Below are 15,862 nucleotides of genomic sequence, written 5' to 3'. Positions count from 1 at the left end.
GGAACAACGATGGGTCAGCACCCCAAGGGTGATTTCGACAGTTCTCGGGCGGTCTGGCAGCGGGCGGAGGGCGACACGTCCGAGGGGGCGGTCGAGGTGGCGTTCGTCGACGACCTGATCGGGATGCGCAACTCGGCCGAGCCGGACGGTCCCGTGCTGGTCTTCACCCAGGCCGAGTGGGACGCGTTCGTCGCGGGCGCCCAGGACGGCGAGTTCGACCTGGACTGACCCCGCCCGGTCAGTCACCGTCGCCCCAGCCGAGCCCGCCCGGACCGGGCGCGTGGTGGAAACCCGGATGGCCGGCCACGTCGGCGCACCGCTCGCCGTCGGGCCCGACCGCCCCGCAGAACAGCCGCTCGGCGCGGTGCCAGGCGTCGGCGGGCGACAACGCCGCCGCGCCGAGCGCCAGCTCCGGGCGGAGCAGACCGAGCGCTTCGGCGTACGCGACGGCCAGCTCGCGCGCGACGGCGGGGTCGGCGGCCGCGAAGCCGAGGTGTGCGGTGAAGAAGCGCGGTGGGCGGGCCCCGGCGCGCCGGGGCCCGCCGATCAGCGCCTCCTCGCGGCCGCCGCCCCGCAGCCCGGCCACCGCGTCGCGGTGCCGCCGTCGTGCCGCCCGGTCGTCGCGCATGCGTGCCCTCCCCCGTCGCCGGTGACCCACCGGATCTCGTGCCGGCGGGTCCGGACCGGCCGCCGCCGGTCCGTGCGTCGAGCCAACCAGCTTTTCCGCTCCCGGGGAGGGGCCAGCGCGGGTTCGGCCCCCGGACCGCGGCCCCCACCCTGGTTGAGCTGCGCGGACGGAGGATTCGGCCGCGTCGCCCCGGGTAGGTAGCGGGCGAGTCGTGCAGAGCGGCCGAGCAGGTGTCAGGAGCAGCCGAGATGACCACCATGCCGAGCGACCGGAGCCCGGACAGCACGCTGGCGTTCCTCCGCGAGGGCTACCGCTTCGTGGGCGCGCGCTGCGACCGGCTCGGCAGCGACGTCGTACAGACGCGGCTGCTCCTGCAGCCGACGATCTGCCTGCGCGGCCGGGACGCCGCCGAGCTGTTCTACGACGAGGAGCGGTTCGTCCGACGCGGGGCGATGCCGATGCGCGCACAGCGCACGTTGACCGGGGTCGGCGGCGTCCAGGGCCTGGACGGGGCGGCGCACCGCGCCCGCAAGGCGATGTTCATGTCGATCATGACGCCGGACGCGATCCGCGGGCTGGGACAGCTTTTCGCCGACGAGTGGCGGGCCCGCGTCCCCGCGTGGGCGGCGAACGGCCCGGTGGCGCTCTACGACGAGGTGGGCGAGATGCTCACCCGGGCGGTCTGGGCCTGGGCCGGGGTGCCGCTGGCCGGGTCCGACGTGCGCCGGCGGACCGCCGAGATGCACGCCATGATCGAGGGTCCGGCCGTGCCGGGCCCGAAGCACTGGCGCGGCCTGGTCGGCCGCCGCGGCGCCGAGCGGTGGGCCGGCGGGCTCGTCGAGCGGGTACGCGCCGGCGCTCTCACCGCCCCCGAGGGCAGCGCGTTGCGGGTCGTCGCCGAGCACCGGGACGAGCGGGGCGCGGCGCTGCCCCGCCGGATCGCCGCGGTGGAGCTGCTCAACGTGCTCCGCCCCACGGTCGCGGTGGACCGCTACGTGGTCTTCGCCGCGCTGGCGCTGCACGACCACCCGCACTGGCGGGACCGGGTACGCGGCGACGACGACGCGGCCGAGCGGTTCGTGCAGGAGGTCCGCCGCTACTACCCGTTCTTCCCGCTGGCCGCGGCGCGGGTGCGTCGCTCGTTCGAGTGGCGCGGGTACGCGTTCCCGCAGGGCCGCCGGGTGCTGCTCGACCTGTACGGCACGAACCACCACCCGGAGCTGTGGCCGGAGCCGGAGCGGTTCCGCCCGGAACGCTTCACCGGCTGGCGGGACGACCCGTTCGGCCTGATCCCGCAGGGCGGCGGCGACCACGTCACCGGGCACCGCTGCGCCGGCGAGTGGATCACGATCGAGCTGATGAAGCGGGCGGTGGCCGCGCTGACCGGCGCGATGAGCTACCGGGTTCCGCCGCAGGACCTCGCGCTCGACCTCGGTCGGATGCCGGCGCTGCCGCCCAGCGGGATGATCCTCGACGGGGTGCGCCCGACCGCCTAGACCGGGCCCGCCCAACGGCACCCGGACGTGCTGAGCGTGGCTGCCGGGAAGGCGGGGGCCCTTGTCGACGCCTGGGCGACAAGAAGGGCCCCCGCCCGACCGGAAGGCGCGGCGGTCAGGACCGGGCCTGGTGCGCGCTCTCCCGGACGTCCTGGGCGGCGCTGCGGCTGTCGTCCTTGACCGCGTACGCGGCCTCCTGGGCGGTCGAGCGCACCGACTCGGCGGCGTGCTGGGCCGGCTCGCGCAGCTCGTCCCTCAGCTCACCGGCGACCTCGCCGAGCTTGGACGTGACCACGTCGCTGTGCTCGGTCGCCTTCTCCTTGACCTGCGCGGCGAGCTCCTGCTCACGGCGGGTGGCGGGAATCAGCGAGGAGACCAGCATGCCGACGCCGAAGGCGATCACGCCGGCGGCGATCGGGTTGCCCTGGGACTTCTGCCGCACCACCCGCGGCGCCCGCTGGGCGGCCTCGCCCACCGTGGAGGCGGCGGAGTGCGCCTTGTCGCTCACCGTGGAGGCGGCCGAGGAGGAGTGGTCGGACACCGAGTGGGCGGCGTGGCCGGTGCTGTGGCCGAGGTCGGAAGCGGTTCCCATCACCTTGTCCTTCACGTTGGTCAGCGCGCTGCGCACGCGCTGCTTGCGGTCGTCGACGATGCGGCCCGGGCTGACCTTGTACGCCAGGGCGTCCACGTCCGAGCTGAGGTTGTTGCGGGTGGCTTCGATCTCCCGGCGGATCTGGTCGGGATCGGTGCTCATCGGGTGACTCCCTCCGGGTTCGGCTTGAGCGCGTCCGGGATGCGCTGGACGCTGTCGTTGGTCTGCTTCAGGCCGCGGATCTGCTCGGCGTTCTTCTTCGCCTTCGAGTAGAGGACGGCCGCGATCACGGCCCACACGACGGCCACGATCAGCGCGGCCAGCCCGGAGTCCATGACGTTGTCGAGGAACTGCCACACCGCGACGGAGACGAACAGCGCCACCATGTAGCCGCCGAAGCCGGCGCCGCCGTAGAGGCCGGCGGCCTTGCCCGCCTTCTTGCCCTCCTGGCGGATCTCGGCCTTGGCCAGCTCGACCTCCTGACGCATCAGCGTGGAGAGGTCGCCGGTCACCTGGCTCATCAACTGCCCGATCGAGCTGCCCCGCACCTCGTCGGCCTCGTGGGGCGCGCCCGGCGTCTGGTAGCCGGGGTCCTGCGTCGGCACGGTCATGCCGTCGCCTCCCTTCTGCCGGTCCGCCGGCTCACGGGCGCGGAGCGCCGGTCGACGGGACGCCCGGCAGCGGGTCGGTCCGGGTGGGCGGCGGCAGCGGCTGGCCGGTGCCGCCCGCCGGGTCCGCCCAGGTGTTCGGCGCGCCGCCGCCCGGGTAGGTGGCGCCCGGCGCGGAGTGGCCCGGGTCCGGCTCGGCGTAGCTGCCCGGCGTCGGGTCCAGGTAGCCGCCCGGCGGCGTCTGGGCGGGCACCGCGGGCGCGGTCGGGATGACGGCGGTGCGCTCCGGGTCGTAGGACCCTCCGGCGCCACCGTCGTTGCCCACGGCGGCGATGTTCCGGGTGAGCCGGCCGGCGACCACGCCTAGCAGGGCGGCGCCGACCAGGAACGTGCCGGGGTTGCGGCGGGCGTAGCCCTTCACCTCGTTGAGCAGGTCGCCCGGTTCGCGCTGCTCCAGCCAGCCGGCCACGCCGTGCACCCGCTCGGCGGCCTGGTGGGCCAGCTCGGTGACCGGTCCGGAGCCGCCACCCTGCTGCGCCATCGAGCGCATCTCGTCGGCCAGCGACCGCAGGCCGCTCGCCGCGCGCTGCTGCTGCTGACCGGCCTGCGAGCTGACCTGGTTACGGGCCTCGCCGTAGAGGTCGCGGGCCTGCCGCTTGGCCTCGCCCACCACCTCCTGACCCTGCTCCTTGGCGGTCTGCGCCACGGCGCCGCCCGCGCTGGCGGCCTCGGAGCCGACCTGGCGCGCCTGGTCGCGTACGCCGCCGCCGTTCGTCGACTCGTACGTGGCGGACGTGGAGGAAAGATCCTGAGTCATGGTGTCCCTTCCGCTCGTGCGTTCCAGCGGTTTGCGTTACGGGGGTCACGCGAATGCTTTCCGCGTGACAACTGCCCTACCCCCGGTCGCCGGGTTCATGCCTGATTCGTCATTTCTCTGCGGAGGCGGCCCGCACCGGTCACAGAATGAGGTGCCGCCCGCCCGGGCGGTGAGCAGCTCCGACGGGGGTGACCGTGATGGCACGCGCACACGCATCGGCCCGGCCGGCCGTGCAGCAGGTCGCTCTCGCGGCGGCGGCCCTCTTCGTGCTGATCGGCGTGCTCGGCTTCGTTCCCGGCGTCACCGCGCACTACGGCCAGATGACGTTCGCCGGGCACCACTCCGGGGCGAAGCTGCTCGGGGTCTTCCAGGTGTCGGTGCTGCACAACCTGGTGCACCTGCTGTTCGGCCTGGTCGGGTTGGTGGCGGCCCGGCGGCTGGCCGGGGCGCGGGCGTTCCTGGCCGTGGGCGGCGCGCTATACCTGGTGCTCTGGCTCTACGGCTTCGCCATCGACAGCCGCGAGACCTCGGCCAACTTCGTGCCGCTGAACGACGCCGACAACTGGCTGCACCTCGCGCTCGGGTTCGGCATGCTCGCCACCGGCCTGCTGCTGAGCAACGACCGGGGCACCGGCACCCGACTGGACACCCCGATCGACCGCCCCTGAGTGTGAGAAGGGTTCCCCTCTCGACGCCAGGCGTTAAGAGGGGGCCCCTCCTTGCGCCCAGACGGGCAGGCGCTTGGCGAAGCAGACGCTGTACGGGTTGTCGACGTACTCGCCGTAGACCGGGACGGGCCGGTAGCCGGCGGAGCGGTAGAGCCCGATCGCGGCCGGCAGGTAGGTGCCGGTCTCCAGGCACACCGTCCGATGGCCGTGCCGGAAGGCCAACTCCTCCAGCGCGACCAGCATCTGCCGGGCGATCCCCCGCCCCCGGAACGCCGGCCGGACGTACATCCGCTTCAGCTCGCCGGTGTCGGCGTCGAGCGCCTGGAGGCCGCCGCAGCCGACCGCCCGACCGCCGATCACGGCCGCCAGGTAGTGGATGTCGTCGTGCACGACCGTCACCTGACCGTCCAGGCCGCCGTCGGCGTCCCGCAGCTCGCGCTGCTGGGCGACGACGAGCGTGGCGATCTCCGGATCGGTGGCGGGCCGGGATTCGATCAGCATCCGCCCACGCTAGGTCGGCCGGATTTCGCGGAGGTTTCCGGCCAACGTCCCCAACACGGACGGAGCCGAACTAATCGTCGTCCGGGTCGTCCAGATCGTCCGCCGGGGCCTCCGGCGCGCCCTCGATCTCGTCCTCCGGGCGACGCCGGCGGGCCTTGCGCGCCTCCAGCCGGTCGGCGGCCCGGGGGCGCGTCGACTTGTCCTCCAGCCGCAGGTCGGTGCCCCGGTTGCCGGGCACGAAGTCGACGCCGGCGTAGAGCGTGGGCTGCCAGTCGAACTCCCGTTCGCCGATCCGCACCAGGTCGCCGGCCTCCGCGCCGGCCTTCGCCAGCTTCTCCTCGACGCCCAGGCGGGCCAGCCGGTCGGCCAGGTAGCCCACCGCCTCGTCGTTGTCGAAGTTGGTCTGCTTCACCCAGCGCTCCGGCCGGCTGCCACGGACCGTGTAGGAGCCGTCCGCCTCGGCCTCGATGGTGAAGCCGGCGTCGTCGACCGCCTTCGGGCGGATCACGATCCGGGTCGGCTCGGCGGGCGGCGTGGCCCGCCGGCTCTCGTCGACGAGCTGGGCCATCGCGAACGTCAGCTCGCGCAGGCCCTCGCGGGTGGCGCTGGAGACGTCGAAGACGCGGAAGCCGCGGGCCTCCAGGTCGGGGCGGACGATGTCGGCCAGGTCCTTGCCGTCCGGCACGTCGACCTTGTTCAGCGCGACCAGCCGGGGCCGGTCGGCGAGCCCGCCGTACTGGGTCAGCTCCGACTCGATGGCGTCGATGTCGGCCAGCGGGTCGCGGCCCGGCTCCAGCGTCGCGGTGTCCACCACGTGCACCAGCACGGCGCAGCGCTCGACGTGGCGGAGGAACTCCAGGCCCAGCCCCTTGCCGGTGGCCGCACCCGGGATCAGGCCGGGCACGTCGGCGACGGTGAAGGTGTGGTTGTCGACCCGGACCACACCGAGGTTCGGGACCAGCGTGGTGAACGGGTAGTCGGCGATCTTCGGCTTGGCCGCGGAGATCACCGAGATCAGCGAGGACTTGCCGGCGGACGGGAAACCGACCAGGCCGACGTCGGCGACGCTCTTCAGCTCCAGCACCACGTCGAGCTTGTCGCCCGGCTCACCCAGCTCGGCGAAGCCCGGCGCCTTGCGGCGGGCGTTCGCCAGCGAGGCGTTGCCCCGCCCGCCGCGGCCGCCCCGGGCCGCCTCGAACGTGGTGCCCACGCCGACCAGATCGGCCAGCACCTCGCCGTCGAGGCTCTGCACCACGGTGCCGTTCGGGACCTTGATCACCAGGTCCCGGCCGTTGCCGCCGTCCCGGTTCGAGCCGGCCCCGCCCTTGCCGTTCTCGGCCTTCAGGTGCGGCCGGAAGTGGAAGTCGAGCAGCGTGGTGACCTGCGGGTCGACCACCAGCGACACACTGCCGCCGTGGCCGCCGTTGCCGCCGTCCGGGCCGCCGAAGGGCTTGAACTTCTCCCGGTGGATGGAGACACAGCCGTGCCCGCCGTCGCCGGCCTGCATGTGCAGGACGACCCGGTCAACGAACGTCGTCACGACGCCAATCCTTCCAGCGGGGACCGCCCCGCGCGTGGAAAGGCGAAGCGGGCCGGGACCCGAGGTCCGCGGCCCGCTTCGCCTTCGAACTACTGCTGCGGCACGATGCTGACGGTCTTGCGACCGCGCTTGGTGCCGAACTGCACCGCACCGGCCGACAGCGCGAACAGCGTGTCGTCGCCGCCACGGCCGACCAGGTCACCGGGGTGGAACTTGGTGCCACGCTGACGGATGAGGATCTCACCCGCGCTGACGACCTGACCACCGAAGCGCTTCACGCCGAGCCGCTGGGCCGCGGAGTCACGACCGTTACGCGAGCTGGACGCACCCTTTTTGTGAGCCATTGGAGGACGACCTACTTCCCGCTGTTGGAGATGCCGGTCACCTTGATCTGGGTCAGCGGCTGCCGGTGACCCTGACGCTTGTGGTAGCCGGTCTTGTTCTTGAACTTGTGGATCCGGATCTTCGGGCCCTTGGTGTGCGCGGCGATCTCACCGGACACCGCGACCTTCGCGAGCTTCGCCGCGTCGGTCACCAGGTCGTCACCGTCGACGAGGAGCACCGCGGTGAGCTTCACCGCGTCACCGGGGGCACCGGTGAGCTTCTCGACCTCGATCACGTCGCCCTCGGCGACCTTGTACTGCTTGCCGCCGGTCTTGACGATCGCGTACATCGGAGGCGGACTCCCTGTCGTTGAGGCTGCTGACGTCTTTTCCCACCGTCACCGGCGGGTCGTTCCCACGGCGTCTCGCCGGGAGCCGTGACACCGGCGGCGCGGGCACGCGGGAACTAGGCACACCAAAGTGCGCCGCAGGCAAGCGTACGCCATAGCGGGCCCGCCCCCCAAACCGGGCCCGCCGATCAGGCCGGGCAGAGCTGGTCGAGGCGCTGCTGGAGCCGGTCGAACTCCGCCTCGTCGATCGCCCGCACGTCGGTGCCGAGCTTGCCCACCTCGGTCGCCAGGTCCGCCAGGAGCGTCCGCAAGCCGGGGTCGGTGGCCTTCTGAGCCTGCTCCCGCAGCACGTCCCGCCAGCCCGCCAGCGCGGCCTCGGCGTCCCGCTGGGCGGCCTTCTCCGTGCTCCGGTCCCGGGCGGCCCCGGCCCGCAGCATCTCCGCCAGCTTCGCCACGTAGGTCTGCACGGCCGCCGAACCGGACTGCTTCGCCCGGGCGCAGACGCCCGCGTCGCCGGTCGCGGTCGGGGCCGGAGTGGGTGAGGTGGCCGCCGGCGCCGGTGAGGCGAATCCCACCGAGAACGGATCGTCGTCCCGGTTGGCGCAGCCCGACCCGGCCAGCAGCAGTCCGGCCAGCGCGGTGACCGCGAACACCCGACGCATGTCTCCTCCCTCCGGGACGCGCCGCCCCGCCCGGGGGGGGGTAGACGGGAAACGGCAGGGCCCCTGCTCGGCACTCTGTTGCCGGAGCGGGGGCCCTGTCAAACGCCACGCAGGTCAGCGGCTCACGGTCGGGTACGCCGGCGGGCCCCACCCCGCCGCGACCGCCGCCGCGGGGTGCCACCGTCGGCGCCCTCGTCGTCGGCCTCGCCGTCACCGATCGCGTCCGGGTCGTCGGAGGCCGCCAGCCGGGCCGAGTCGCCCTCCTGGCTGTCCGCGACCGCCGGGACGGCCGGCGTGTCGGCGGCGAACCGGGACAGGTCGTAGCCCTGGGTGTCGTAGTAGTCGTCGGGCGTCTCGACCACCTCGGCGACGGTCCGCTCCGGCTCGGCCGCCGGCGGCGGCTCCGGCGCGGTCTCCGGCTTCTCCGCGGCGGCCTTGCGACCCCGGCGGCGGCCCTTCTCCTCGACCGGCGCGACCGCCGAGGCGACCGCCTTGACCTTCTCCGCCGCGCCGCCGCGCGGCTTCTCCGGCACCGGCTCGGTGTGGATGACGACGCCCCGCCCCTTGCAGCACTCGCAGGTCTCGCTGAACGCCTCCAACAGGCCCGCGCCGATCCGCTTGCGGGTCATCTGCACCAGGCCGAGCGAGGTGATCTCGGTGACCTGGTGCTTGGTGCGGTCCCGCCCCAGGCACTCGGTCAGCCGGCGCAGCACCAGCTCCCGGTTCGACTCCAGCACCATGTCGATGAAGTCGATCACCACGATGCCACCGAGGTCACGCAGCCGGAGCTGGCGCACGATCTCCTCGGCCGCCTCCAGGTTGTTGCGGGTGACCGTCTCCTCCAGGTTTCCGCCGGAGCCGGTGTACTTGCCGGTGTTCACGTCGACGACGGTCATCGCCTCGGTCCGGTCGATCACCAGCGAGCCGCCGGAGGGCAGGAAGACCTTCCGGTCCAGCCCCTTGAGGATCTGCTCGTCGATCCGGTGCTCGGCGAACACGTCGGCGACACCGGCGTGCCGGCGCAGCCGCGCGACCAGGTCCGGCGAGACGTGCGACAGGTACGACTCGACCACGTCGTACGCGGACTCGCCCTCGATGACCAGCTCGCGGAAGTCCTCGTTGAAGAGGTCCCGGACCACCCGGATGACCAGGTCCGGCTCCTCGTAGAGCAGCACCGGCGCGCCCCCGGAGGCCGCCTTCGCCTGGATGTCCTCCCACTGCGCCTGGAGCCGCTTGACGTCCCGGGCCAGCTCGTCCTCGCTGGCGCCCTCGGCCGCGGTCCGGACGATCACGCCGGCGCCGTCCGGCACCAGCTTCTTGAGGATGTCCCGCAGCCGCTTGCGCTCGGTGTCCGGCAGCTTGCGGCTGATCCCGGAGGCGTTGCCGTTGGGCACGTAGACCAGGTGCCGGCCGGAGAGCGCGACGTGGCTGGTGAGCCGCGCGCCCTTGTGCCCGATCGGGTCCTTGGTGACCTGCACCAGCACCGGGTCGCCGGAGCGCAGCGCCTGCTCGATCGAGCGGGCCCGACCCTCCAGGCCGGTGGCGTCCCAGTTGACCTCGCCGGCATACAGGACGGCGTTGCGGCCGCGCCCGATGTCGACGAAGGCCGCCTCCATGCTGGGCAGGACGTTCTGCACCTTGCCGAGGTAGACGTTGCCGGCCATGGTGCCGGACGAGTTGCGGGTCACGTAGTGCTCGACCAGCACGCCGTCCTCGAGCACCGCGATCTGGGTGCGGTCGCCGCGCTGGCGGACCACCATCGTCCGGTCGACCGCCTCGCGGCGGGCCAGGAACTCCGACTCGCTCAGGATCGGCGGCCGGGTACGCCGCTGCTCCCGCCCGTCCCGACGGCGCTGGCGCTTGGCCTCCAGCCGGGTCGAGCCGGAGACGCCCTGGACCTCGTCGACCGCCTTGCGCGGCTCACGGATCTTGACGACGGTGGGCACGCCGTCCTCGGTGGCCGTCTCCGCCTCCCCGGCGCCCCGACGGCGACGCCGCCGGCGACGACGGGTCATCCCCTCGTCCTCGGCGTCGGTGTCCTCGGCGGTCGCCTCGGCCTCCGAGTCGGCCACCTCCGCCGTGCCGGACTCCTCGTCCTCGGCGTCGTCCGCGCCGCCCTTGCCACGGCCCCGACCGCGACGACCGCGACGACGACGCCGGCGACCCTCGGCCGTCTCGTCGTCCTCCTCCTCGGTCTCGGCGGTCTCCTCGGCCTCGGCGGTCGGCTCCTCCTCGACGACCTCGGCCGCCACCTCGGCCGGCTCGGGCTCGCGACGGCCCCGACGACGGCGACGGCCGGTCTCGACCGGCTCCTCCACCGCCTCCTCGGCGGCCGGGTAGGTGACCCGGACGTCCGGGACGTCCTCGGGCTGCGGGGGCATGAACAGGACGGTCGGAGCGGAGAGCGCGGCCCGGCGCCGACGACCGGTGGCCGGCTGTTCCTCGGCCGCCGCCGGCTCGTCCGCGACGCCCGGCACCGCGGCGCCCGTGGACACCGCGCCGGAGTCGTCGGCCACCCCGCCGGCGCGGGCCAGGTCGACGTCTTCGGTACGACGCGGCGCGCCGTCCTCGGCGGCGGTCCCCCGGGTGCGGCGTCGCGTGCCCCCGGCGCGGCGGGTCGGCGCGGTGCCCTCGGCCGGGGTGGGCTCGTCGACGGCGTCCTCGCCCACCGCGTCCGCGTCGGTGTTCTCGTCCTCGTCGAGCGGCGCACGCCCCTCGGCGATCTCGCCCGCCCCGCCGGGCACCGAAACCGGTCCGTCCACGACGGCGTCGGCGCGCGGCGCGGCGGACGGCGCCACGGCCGTCCCGGCCGCCTCGGCGGGCGCCTCGGTCGGCGACTCGACGGCGGGAAGCTCCTCGGCGGGCGGGGTGGCCTTGCGGCGGCGGGTCCGGGTCACCTTGACCGGGGGCACCACCTCGTCCGAGGTGGCCTCCACGCCGGTCGCGGCGACCGGCTCCTCGACCGCCTTCGCCGGGGTCGCCTTGCGGCGCCGGCGGGCGGTCTTCGGCGCGGTCTCCGACTCGCCCGCCACCGGCGCGAACACCTCGGCCTGCGGCGACTCGCCACTGCCGGTGGCGGTGGCGGACGCCTCGACCGGGGCGTCGGTCTGCTCCGGCTGGTTGAGCGGAGCCGCCTTGCGGCGGCTGGCCCGCTTGCGGGCCGGGGGCTTCACCTCGGCGGCGCCGGCGGTGCTGTCGGCGGCGGTCGCGTCGGCCGGCTCCGCGCCGGTCCGTTCGCCGCCCTCGGGCTCGTTCTCGAGCATGGACGTTCTCCAGTTCTGGCTGCCCCGGGCGCGGTTGAGCGCTGCCACGCAGGGTTGCCGCAAAGGTGTTTCCGCCGGGCGCGCGGGAGCGCGACCGCCGAAGTCTGCCTGCCAGAGCGCTGACCGTCCGGTCAGTGCCCTCCGATGGCTGCCCCGTCGCGATCCGCGTCCAACGGATCGACGATCTCGCCCTGCGCGGTCAGCGTGCCCTGCGCCAGCCGGATCACCTTCGGGGTGACCGGCGGCTCCAGGTCGGCCACCACGCGGAGGCCGGAAAGGACGTCATCGGGTCGCACGGACGGGGTGACCTGCCGTACGACCAGTTCGAGTATCGCACACGGTACGGCCGCCGCTCGGGAAGGCGTCTCAGCCGGCGTCGACGCATCGATGGCGATCACGGCGCCGCGGGTGTCGAAGGTGCGCCGGCCCTGCTTGGTCATTCGCTCGACCTGGATCTCCTCGGCGGCGGTGAAGGCCGCCACGGCGGCGCGGAGCACCTCCGGGTCGACCTCGGGCAGCTCGATGCGCCAGCGGGACGCCTCGATCCGGTCGGCCAGACTGCCGCCGGTGGCCTCGACCGCCTCGAGCACGTCGAGCCCCGGCGAGAGCGCGGCGTCCAGGGCCGCCCGGAGCTGCTCCGGGTCGACCGGCTCACGCAGGCCGATCTCGAGGTATTCCGCCTCGCTGGCCACACCGGTCGGCGCCGCCGACGCGTACGAGATCTTGGGATGCGGGGTGAAACCCTGGGAGAAGGCGATCGGTACGCCGGCCCGGCGCAGCGCGCGCTCGAAGGCCCGGGCGAAGTCCCGGTGCGAGGTGAACCGCAACGGCCCACGCTTGGCGTACCGGATGCGGACCCGCTGGACGACGGGCGCCTGGCCACCCTCGGGTTGAGGCTTTCTGGCGATCGTGAACTCCTCGGCTGTGCCTGCGTGTCCGCTCCATCCTGGCGCAGCCCCGGGCACCCGCCGCGACCGGGGCCGGCCGGACCGGCCGACCGACGCCGGGCCACGAGGTCGGCGGTGAGTCGATCTCCGGCCGGCCGTCGACCTCGTGAGCGACAGTGAGCCGTCAGGGGCGGTCGCCGCCCGGCGGGTGCCGGGGTCCGGAGGGTGGGGGCGCGTAGGAGCCCGGCGGGGCCTGGCCGGCCCGGACCGGGGGGCCGTTGCCGCCGCCGTCCGGCCGATCGACCACGTCGTCCGGGATCTGCGCCGCCCGGGCCAGCTCGCGCCGGTGCCGACGCCGGTTCCAGATCAGGAACACCACGAGCGCCAGCAGCACCACGAGCGCCACCGCGATGCCGACGCCGATCACCATGACCTGCTGGTCGGTGGGGCCGCCCCGGTCGCCGTACTTGGTCACGTCGAAGTTGTCGTCCTCGGCGGCGGCCGGTGGTGGGGACGCGCCGGCGGAGGCCGGGCCGAGCAGCGGGTTCGCCGACACCGACGGCACGTCGGCGGTGAGCGCCGCCACCGGGTCGATCCGGCCGAAACCGAACCGCGGGTCGCGACCGGGCGCGCCGGCGTCCCGGGCGGTGCGGATGATCCGGTTGATCACGTCGGGCGCGGACAGCTCCGGATACTTCGATCGGATCAGCGCCGCGACGCCGGAGACGATGGCGCTGGAGTCGGAGGTGCCGTCACCCCAGCCGTAACCGTGGTCGGGGCCGGCGTTGTAGATGCCGTCCGCGGGCGCGGAGACCACCGCCTCCGGGCCCTGTGCGGAACCGGACCAGAAGCCGCCGCCGCGGGTGGTGCCGGTCACCGCGATCACGCCGGGGATCCTGGCCGGCGAGGCGATGTCCACGTCGCCCGCCTTGAGGTTGCCGGCCGAGGCCACCACCACAACGTCACGCTCCAGCGCGTACCGGATCGCCTCCTCGTCGTCCGGGTCCGGTGCGCCAGCCCCGCCGAAGGAGAGGTTGAGCACCTTCGCGCCGCCGTCCACGGCCATCCGGATGCCCAGGGCGGACGCGCCGTCGGGGATGGTCCCGGGCCCCGGCTCCTGCTTGATCGGCAGGATCCGGGCGTCCGGCGCGATGCCGTCCACGCCGTCGCCGACGTTGGCCGCCGCGATGATGCCGGCCATGTGGGTGCCGTGACCGTCCGGGTCCTCCCGGCCGTCGCCGCGAGCGCCGTAGCTGCGGTCGCCGGGTAACACCCGACCGCGCAGCGCCGGGTGCGTCGCGTCGACGCCGGTGTCCACCACGCCGACCACCACCCCGCGCCCGGTGGAGACCTGATGTGCCCGGTCGATGCGCAGCTCGTCCAGGTACCACTGCTCGGCCCGGCGCGGCGCGGCGGCCGCCGGCTGCGCGGCGCCCAGCAGCATCAGCCCGGCCGCCAGCCCCGCCGCCACCGGCCGCAGCACGCCGAGGTGCTTCCTCACCCGTCCGTCCTCATCGCAGGATGCCCGGGGACGCACCGTCACCGGCACCCCACGGATCGTCGTCCTCAGTCAACCACGACGAGTGCTCGCCGCCGCCGCCGTGCCCGGCGCCACCGTGACCGCCCATCATGCCGCCGCCCATCATGCCGCCGGCCGCGCCGCCGCGCGGGCCGCCCGCGCCCGGGGCCCCGGCGCCGGTCGCGCCGCGCAACGCGTTGGCCGCGCTGGTCAACGGCGGGACCTTGCCGTTGCCGCCGCCGACCATGCCGGGCAACGCACCCACACCCATTCCGCCGGCCGCGCCCAGGCCACCGCCGCCGAGGCCACCGGCGGAACCCAGCCCGGCGCCACCGCCGCCGAAGCCGGCGCCACCGCCACCGACCGTGCCCAGTCCGCCGCCACCGCCACCGAACGCGCTGCCCGGGCCGCCAGCCGTGATCGTGCCCGGCCCGCCCGCGCCGGCCAGCCCGCTGCCGTAGTCGTGGCCGAGCGAGCCCGGGGCGCCGGCACCGGTCACCGGCGGGACGTGCGTACCGGCGCCGCCGGGACGGCCGCCGCCGAGGTCGGGGCCGCCGGTGGTGGGCGGCGGCGGCGGGGTGAACGAGCCACCGTCGTACGAGCCGCCACCGCCGCCGCCACCGCCGATGCCGGTGCTGCCCAGCGACGGCATCTTGCCGCCACCACCACCACCGCCACCACCACCGCCGGGCAGCCCGGTGTCGGGTACGCCCAAGGGCGGGGTGCGGGTGTCGGGTGTGTAGCCGTCGCGCTGGTCCTTGGGTTGGGGCACGACCAGCTTGGGACGCTCGGTCTCCACCGCGACCGGCAGCGGCGACATCGCCTTGTTGGCCGCCACCTGGTTGTCCCGGTACCAGTTGTCCAGATGCGACTTGGTGTCCCACCAGCCGCCGCGCTTCTGGTCGCTCGCGTTGCCGTCGATCTTCATGGTCGCCTCGAGGTCGTCGGCCTTGTCGCGGAACGCGCCGTCGGCGTAGAGCTCGGGGTGCTGCCCGTAGTCGCTGCGCAGGGAGGCGAGGAAACCGGACTGGCTCTCGCCGTCCCGGGCGTCGTCCAGCTCGGTGCCGCCGGGCAGGCTCCACTCGTTCCAGCCGAAGTCGTCCATCAGCGGGATGGGGATGCTGGCCACCGCGGTGCGGATGTCGCCCTCGATCCGCGACAACGCACCGCTGACGCCGCTGGCGTGCGTGATCAGCTCCTCGATGTCCTTGCCGATGCCGTTCAGGTGCTCGCGGTAGGCGTCACCACCGCTGCCCTGCCAACCGGACAGCAGACCGGGCAGGCCGCCGCTGTGCGGACGCTCCTGGCCGGGCGCGATCGGGCCGACGAACGAGCGCCCGACGAGCGAGTCCCGCAGGTAGCCGAGCGCGGTGGAGAGGTTGCTCCAGCCCGCGCCCACCGACCCGACGGTCTCCGGGTCCGCGGAGAGGGTCACCTCGCGCACCGCGCGCTCCCAGGTGCCTCCAGCCATGATCGTCTCCCCCTCAGGCCGGGTACGGGTAGGTGGGCTGCTGCCCGGCCTGCGGCGGCGGCACCGCCGACTCCAGCAGGCGCTCGATCTGCTTGCCGTTGGCCGCGTTGCGGGCCTCCGCGTCACGGAACGCCTTCGCGATGTCCTCGGTGCCCTTCTTCAGGCCGGCCAGCTTGTGGGAGATGGCCTTGAGGTGGGCCTCCATGTTGGCCGTCGACCTGGTCAACGCCGCCCACTGCATCCGGGCGTCCTCGTAGCCGCCGAACGGGGTGCCGTTCGGCACCGCCGACGCGTTGGCGCTGTCGCCCTTCATCCGCTCCTTGATGCGTTCCATCTCGTAGCCGATGGTGTCGTCGACGTACTGCTTGAGGCGCTCGACGTAGTCGGCCGCGGCGTCCAGGTCCTCGACGCTGACGTGCAGATCGCCGGTGTCCGGCGGCGTGATGCCCATGCTGTCCTCCCCGCTACCGGCCCCCGGCCGGTCCAATACGGACGCAGCGTATCGAGGAAGCACCACTGCGGGCAGCCCCGCCCCGG

17 protein-coding genes are annotated in these 15,862 nt (G+C 74.2%); 3 read left to right on the top strand and 14 right to left on the bottom strand.

The annotated features are described in order from the left end of the window. The first annotated feature begins 9 nt into the window (after positions 1-9). The gene (locus tag O7618_RS01215; protein WP_030503096.1) at positions 10-228 is read left to right on the top strand and encodes a DUF397 domain-containing protein; all 219 of its coding nucleotides are present in this window, start codon (positions 10-12) and stop codon (positions 226-228) included. Positions 229-238: 10 nt separating this feature from the next. Here the strand turns inward: O7618_RS01215 and O7618_RS01210 are convergent, their stop codons facing one another. Continuing rightward, complete coding sequence (locus O7618_RS01210) at positions 239-628, bottom strand: hypothetical protein (protein WP_278104095.1); 390 nt, start codon at positions 626-628, stop codon at positions 239-241. 248 nt (positions 629-876) lie between these two features. On the opposite strand from O7618_RS01210, the gene O7618_RS01205 reads away from it, so the two are divergent. Next, positions 877-2,124, top strand: coding sequence for a cytochrome P450 (locus O7618_RS01205; protein WP_278104094.1), 1,248 nt, complete (start codon positions 877-879; stop codon positions 2,122-2,124). Between the two features lie 115 nt (positions 2,125-2,239). Here the strand turns inward: O7618_RS01205 and O7618_RS01200 are convergent, their stop codons facing one another. Genes O7618_RS01200 through O7618_RS01190 form a run of 3 tightly spaced genes read right to left on the bottom strand, consistent with a single transcriptional unit; the run spans position 2,240 to position 4,141 of the window. Continuing rightward, positions 2,240-2,878, bottom strand: a complete 639-nt coding sequence (locus O7618_RS01200) for a DUF3618 domain-containing protein (protein ID WP_278104093.1) — start codon at positions 2,876-2,878, stop codon at positions 2,240-2,242. Beyond that, complete coding sequence (locus O7618_RS01195) at positions 2,875-3,327, bottom strand: phage holin family protein (protein WP_278104092.1); 453 nt, start codon at positions 3,325-3,327, stop codon at positions 2,875-2,877. The genes O7618_RS01200 and O7618_RS01195 overlap by 4 nt, the downstream gene beginning before the upstream one ends. A 31-nt stretch (positions 3,328-3,358) precedes the next feature. Beyond that, a complete protein-coding gene (locus O7618_RS01190) occupies positions 3,359-4,141 on the bottom strand; it encodes a hypothetical protein (protein ID WP_278104091.1) in 783 nt (260 codons plus the stop codon). A gap of 197 nt (positions 4,142-4,338) precedes the next feature. Here O7618_RS01190 and O7618_RS01185 point away from each other — a divergent pair, with 197 nt between their 5' ends. Further along, entirely contained in the window at positions 4,339-4,809 is a 471-nt protein-coding gene (locus tag O7618_RS01185; RefSeq protein WP_278104090.1) for a DUF4383 domain-containing protein, read from the top strand. Between the two features lie 33 nt (positions 4,810-4,842). On the opposite strand, the gene O7618_RS01180 is transcribed toward O7618_RS01185, so the two are convergent. The 10 genes from O7618_RS01180 to O7618_RS01135 all read right to left on the bottom strand — a co-directional run bounded on the left by O7618_RS01180 (position 4,843) and on the right by O7618_RS01135 (position 15,776). Beyond that, on the bottom strand, positions 4,843-5,310 hold the full coding sequence (locus O7618_RS01180; RefSeq protein WP_278104089.1) for a GNAT family N-acetyltransferase: 468 nt from the start codon (positions 5,308-5,310) through the stop codon (positions 4,843-4,845). A gap of 70 nt (positions 5,311-5,380) precedes the next feature. Further along, positions 5,381-6,850 carry a GTPase ObgE gene (gene obgE / locus O7618_RS01175; RefSeq protein WP_278104088.1) on the bottom strand — a complete coding sequence of 490 codons (1,470 nt, stop codon included), beginning with the start codon at positions 6,848-6,850 and terminating at the stop codon, positions 5,381-5,383. An 89-nt stretch (positions 6,851-6,939) separates the two neighbouring features. Then, positions 6,940-7,194 carry a 50S ribosomal protein L27 gene (rpmA, locus tag O7618_RS01170; RefSeq protein ID WP_088960747.1) on the bottom strand — a complete coding sequence of 85 codons (255 nt, stop codon included), beginning with the start codon at positions 7,192-7,194 and terminating at the stop codon, positions 6,940-6,942. A gap of 11 nt (positions 7,195-7,205) precedes the next feature. Next, complete coding sequence (rplU, locus tag O7618_RS01165) at positions 7,206-7,523, bottom strand: 50S ribosomal protein L21 (protein WP_091072401.1); 318 nt, start codon at positions 7,521-7,523, stop codon at positions 7,206-7,208. 188 nt (positions 7,524-7,711) lie between these two features. Next, a complete protein-coding gene (locus O7618_RS01160) occupies positions 7,712-8,185 on the bottom strand; it encodes a hypothetical protein (protein ID WP_278104087.1) in 474 nt (157 codons plus the stop codon). A gap of 122 nt (positions 8,186-8,307) precedes the next feature. Next, a complete protein-coding gene (locus tag O7618_RS01155) occupies positions 8,308-11,448 on the bottom strand; it encodes an Rne/Rng family ribonuclease (RefSeq protein WP_278104086.1) in 3,141 nt (1,046 codons plus the stop codon). Between the two features lie 131 nt (positions 11,449-11,579). Next, positions 11,580-12,299 (bottom strand): TIGR03936 family radical SAM-associated protein, encoded by a 720-nt coding sequence (locus O7618_RS01150; protein ID WP_278109868.1) that lies wholly within the window; start codon positions 12,297-12,299, stop codon positions 11,580-11,582. A gap of 220 nt (positions 12,300-12,519) precedes the next feature. Continuing rightward, positions 12,520-13,836, bottom strand: coding sequence for a type VII secretion-associated serine protease mycosin (mycP, locus tag O7618_RS01145; RefSeq protein ID WP_278104085.1), 1,317 nt, complete (start codon positions 13,834-13,836; stop codon positions 12,520-12,522). 10 nt (positions 13,837-13,846) lie between these two features. Then, positions 13,847-15,325, bottom strand: coding sequence for a hypothetical protein (locus O7618_RS01140; protein ID WP_278104084.1), 1,479 nt, complete (start codon positions 15,323-15,325; stop codon positions 13,847-13,849). Positions 15,326-15,338: 13 nt separating this feature from the next. Continuing rightward, positions 15,339-15,776 carry a hypothetical protein gene (locus O7618_RS01135; RefSeq protein WP_278104083.1) on the bottom strand — a complete coding sequence of 146 codons (438 nt, stop codon included), beginning with the start codon at positions 15,774-15,776 and terminating at the stop codon, positions 15,339-15,341. Between the last annotated feature and the right edge of the window lie 86 nt (positions 15,777-15,862).

Origin of the sequence: Micromonospora sp. WMMD980, assembly GCF_029626035.1 — a bacterium.
GTDB lineage: Bacteria > Actinomycetota > Actinomycetes > Mycobacteriales > Micromonosporaceae > Micromonospora.
This window is presented reverse-complemented; position numbering and strand designations above follow the sequence as displayed.

Coding starts and splice junctions, on each gene's coding strand:
- O7618_RS01160 (WP_278104087.1), bottom strand. CDS start 8,185: ATGCGTCGGGTGTTCGCGGTCACCGCGCTGGCCGGACTGCTGCTGGCC.
- O7618_RS01155 (WP_278104086.1), bottom strand. CDS start 11,448: ATGCTCGAGAACGAGCCCGAGGGCGGCGAACGGACCGGCGCGGAGCCG.
- O7618_RS01210 (WP_278104095.1), bottom strand. CDS start 628: ATGCGCGACGACCGGGCGGCACGACGGCGGCACCGCGACGCGGTGGCC.
- O7618_RS01180 (WP_278104089.1), bottom strand. CDS start 5,310: ATGCTGATCGAATCCCGGCCCGCCACCGATCCGGAGATCGCCACGCTC.
- rplU (WP_091072401.1), bottom strand. CDS start 7,523: ATGTACGCGATCGTCAAGACCGGCGGCAAGCAGTACAAGGTCGCCGAG.
- O7618_RS01205 (WP_278104094.1), top strand. CDS start 877: ATGACCACCATGCCGAGCGACCGGAGCCCGGACAGCACGCTGGCGTTC.
- O7618_RS01195 (WP_278104092.1), bottom strand. CDS start 3,327: ATGACCGTGCCGACGCAGGACCCCGGCTACCAGACGCCGGGCGCGCCC.
- O7618_RS01190 (WP_278104091.1), bottom strand. CDS start 4,141: ATGACTCAGGATCTTTCCTCCACGTCCGCCACGTACGAGTCGACGAAC.
- rpmA (WP_088960747.1), bottom strand. CDS start 7,194: ATGGCTCACAAAAAGGGTGCGTCCAGCTCGCGTAACGGTCGTGACTCC.
- O7618_RS01135 (WP_278104083.1), bottom strand. CDS start 15,776: ATGGGCATCACGCCGCCGGACACCGGCGATCTGCACGTCAGCGTCGAG.
- O7618_RS01185 (WP_278104090.1), top strand. CDS start 4,339: ATGGCACGCGCACACGCATCGGCCCGGCCGGCCGTGCAGCAGGTCGCT.
- O7618_RS01140 (WP_278104084.1), bottom strand. CDS start 15,325: ATGGCTGGAGGCACCTGGGAGCGCGCGGTGCGCGAGGTGACCCTCTCC.
- O7618_RS01200 (WP_278104093.1), bottom strand. CDS start 2,878: ATGAGCACCGATCCCGACCAGATCCGCCGGGAGATCGAAGCCACCCGC.
- O7618_RS01215 (WP_030503096.1), top strand. CDS start 10: ATGGGTCAGCACCCCAAGGGTGATTTCGACAGTTCTCGGGCGGTCTGG.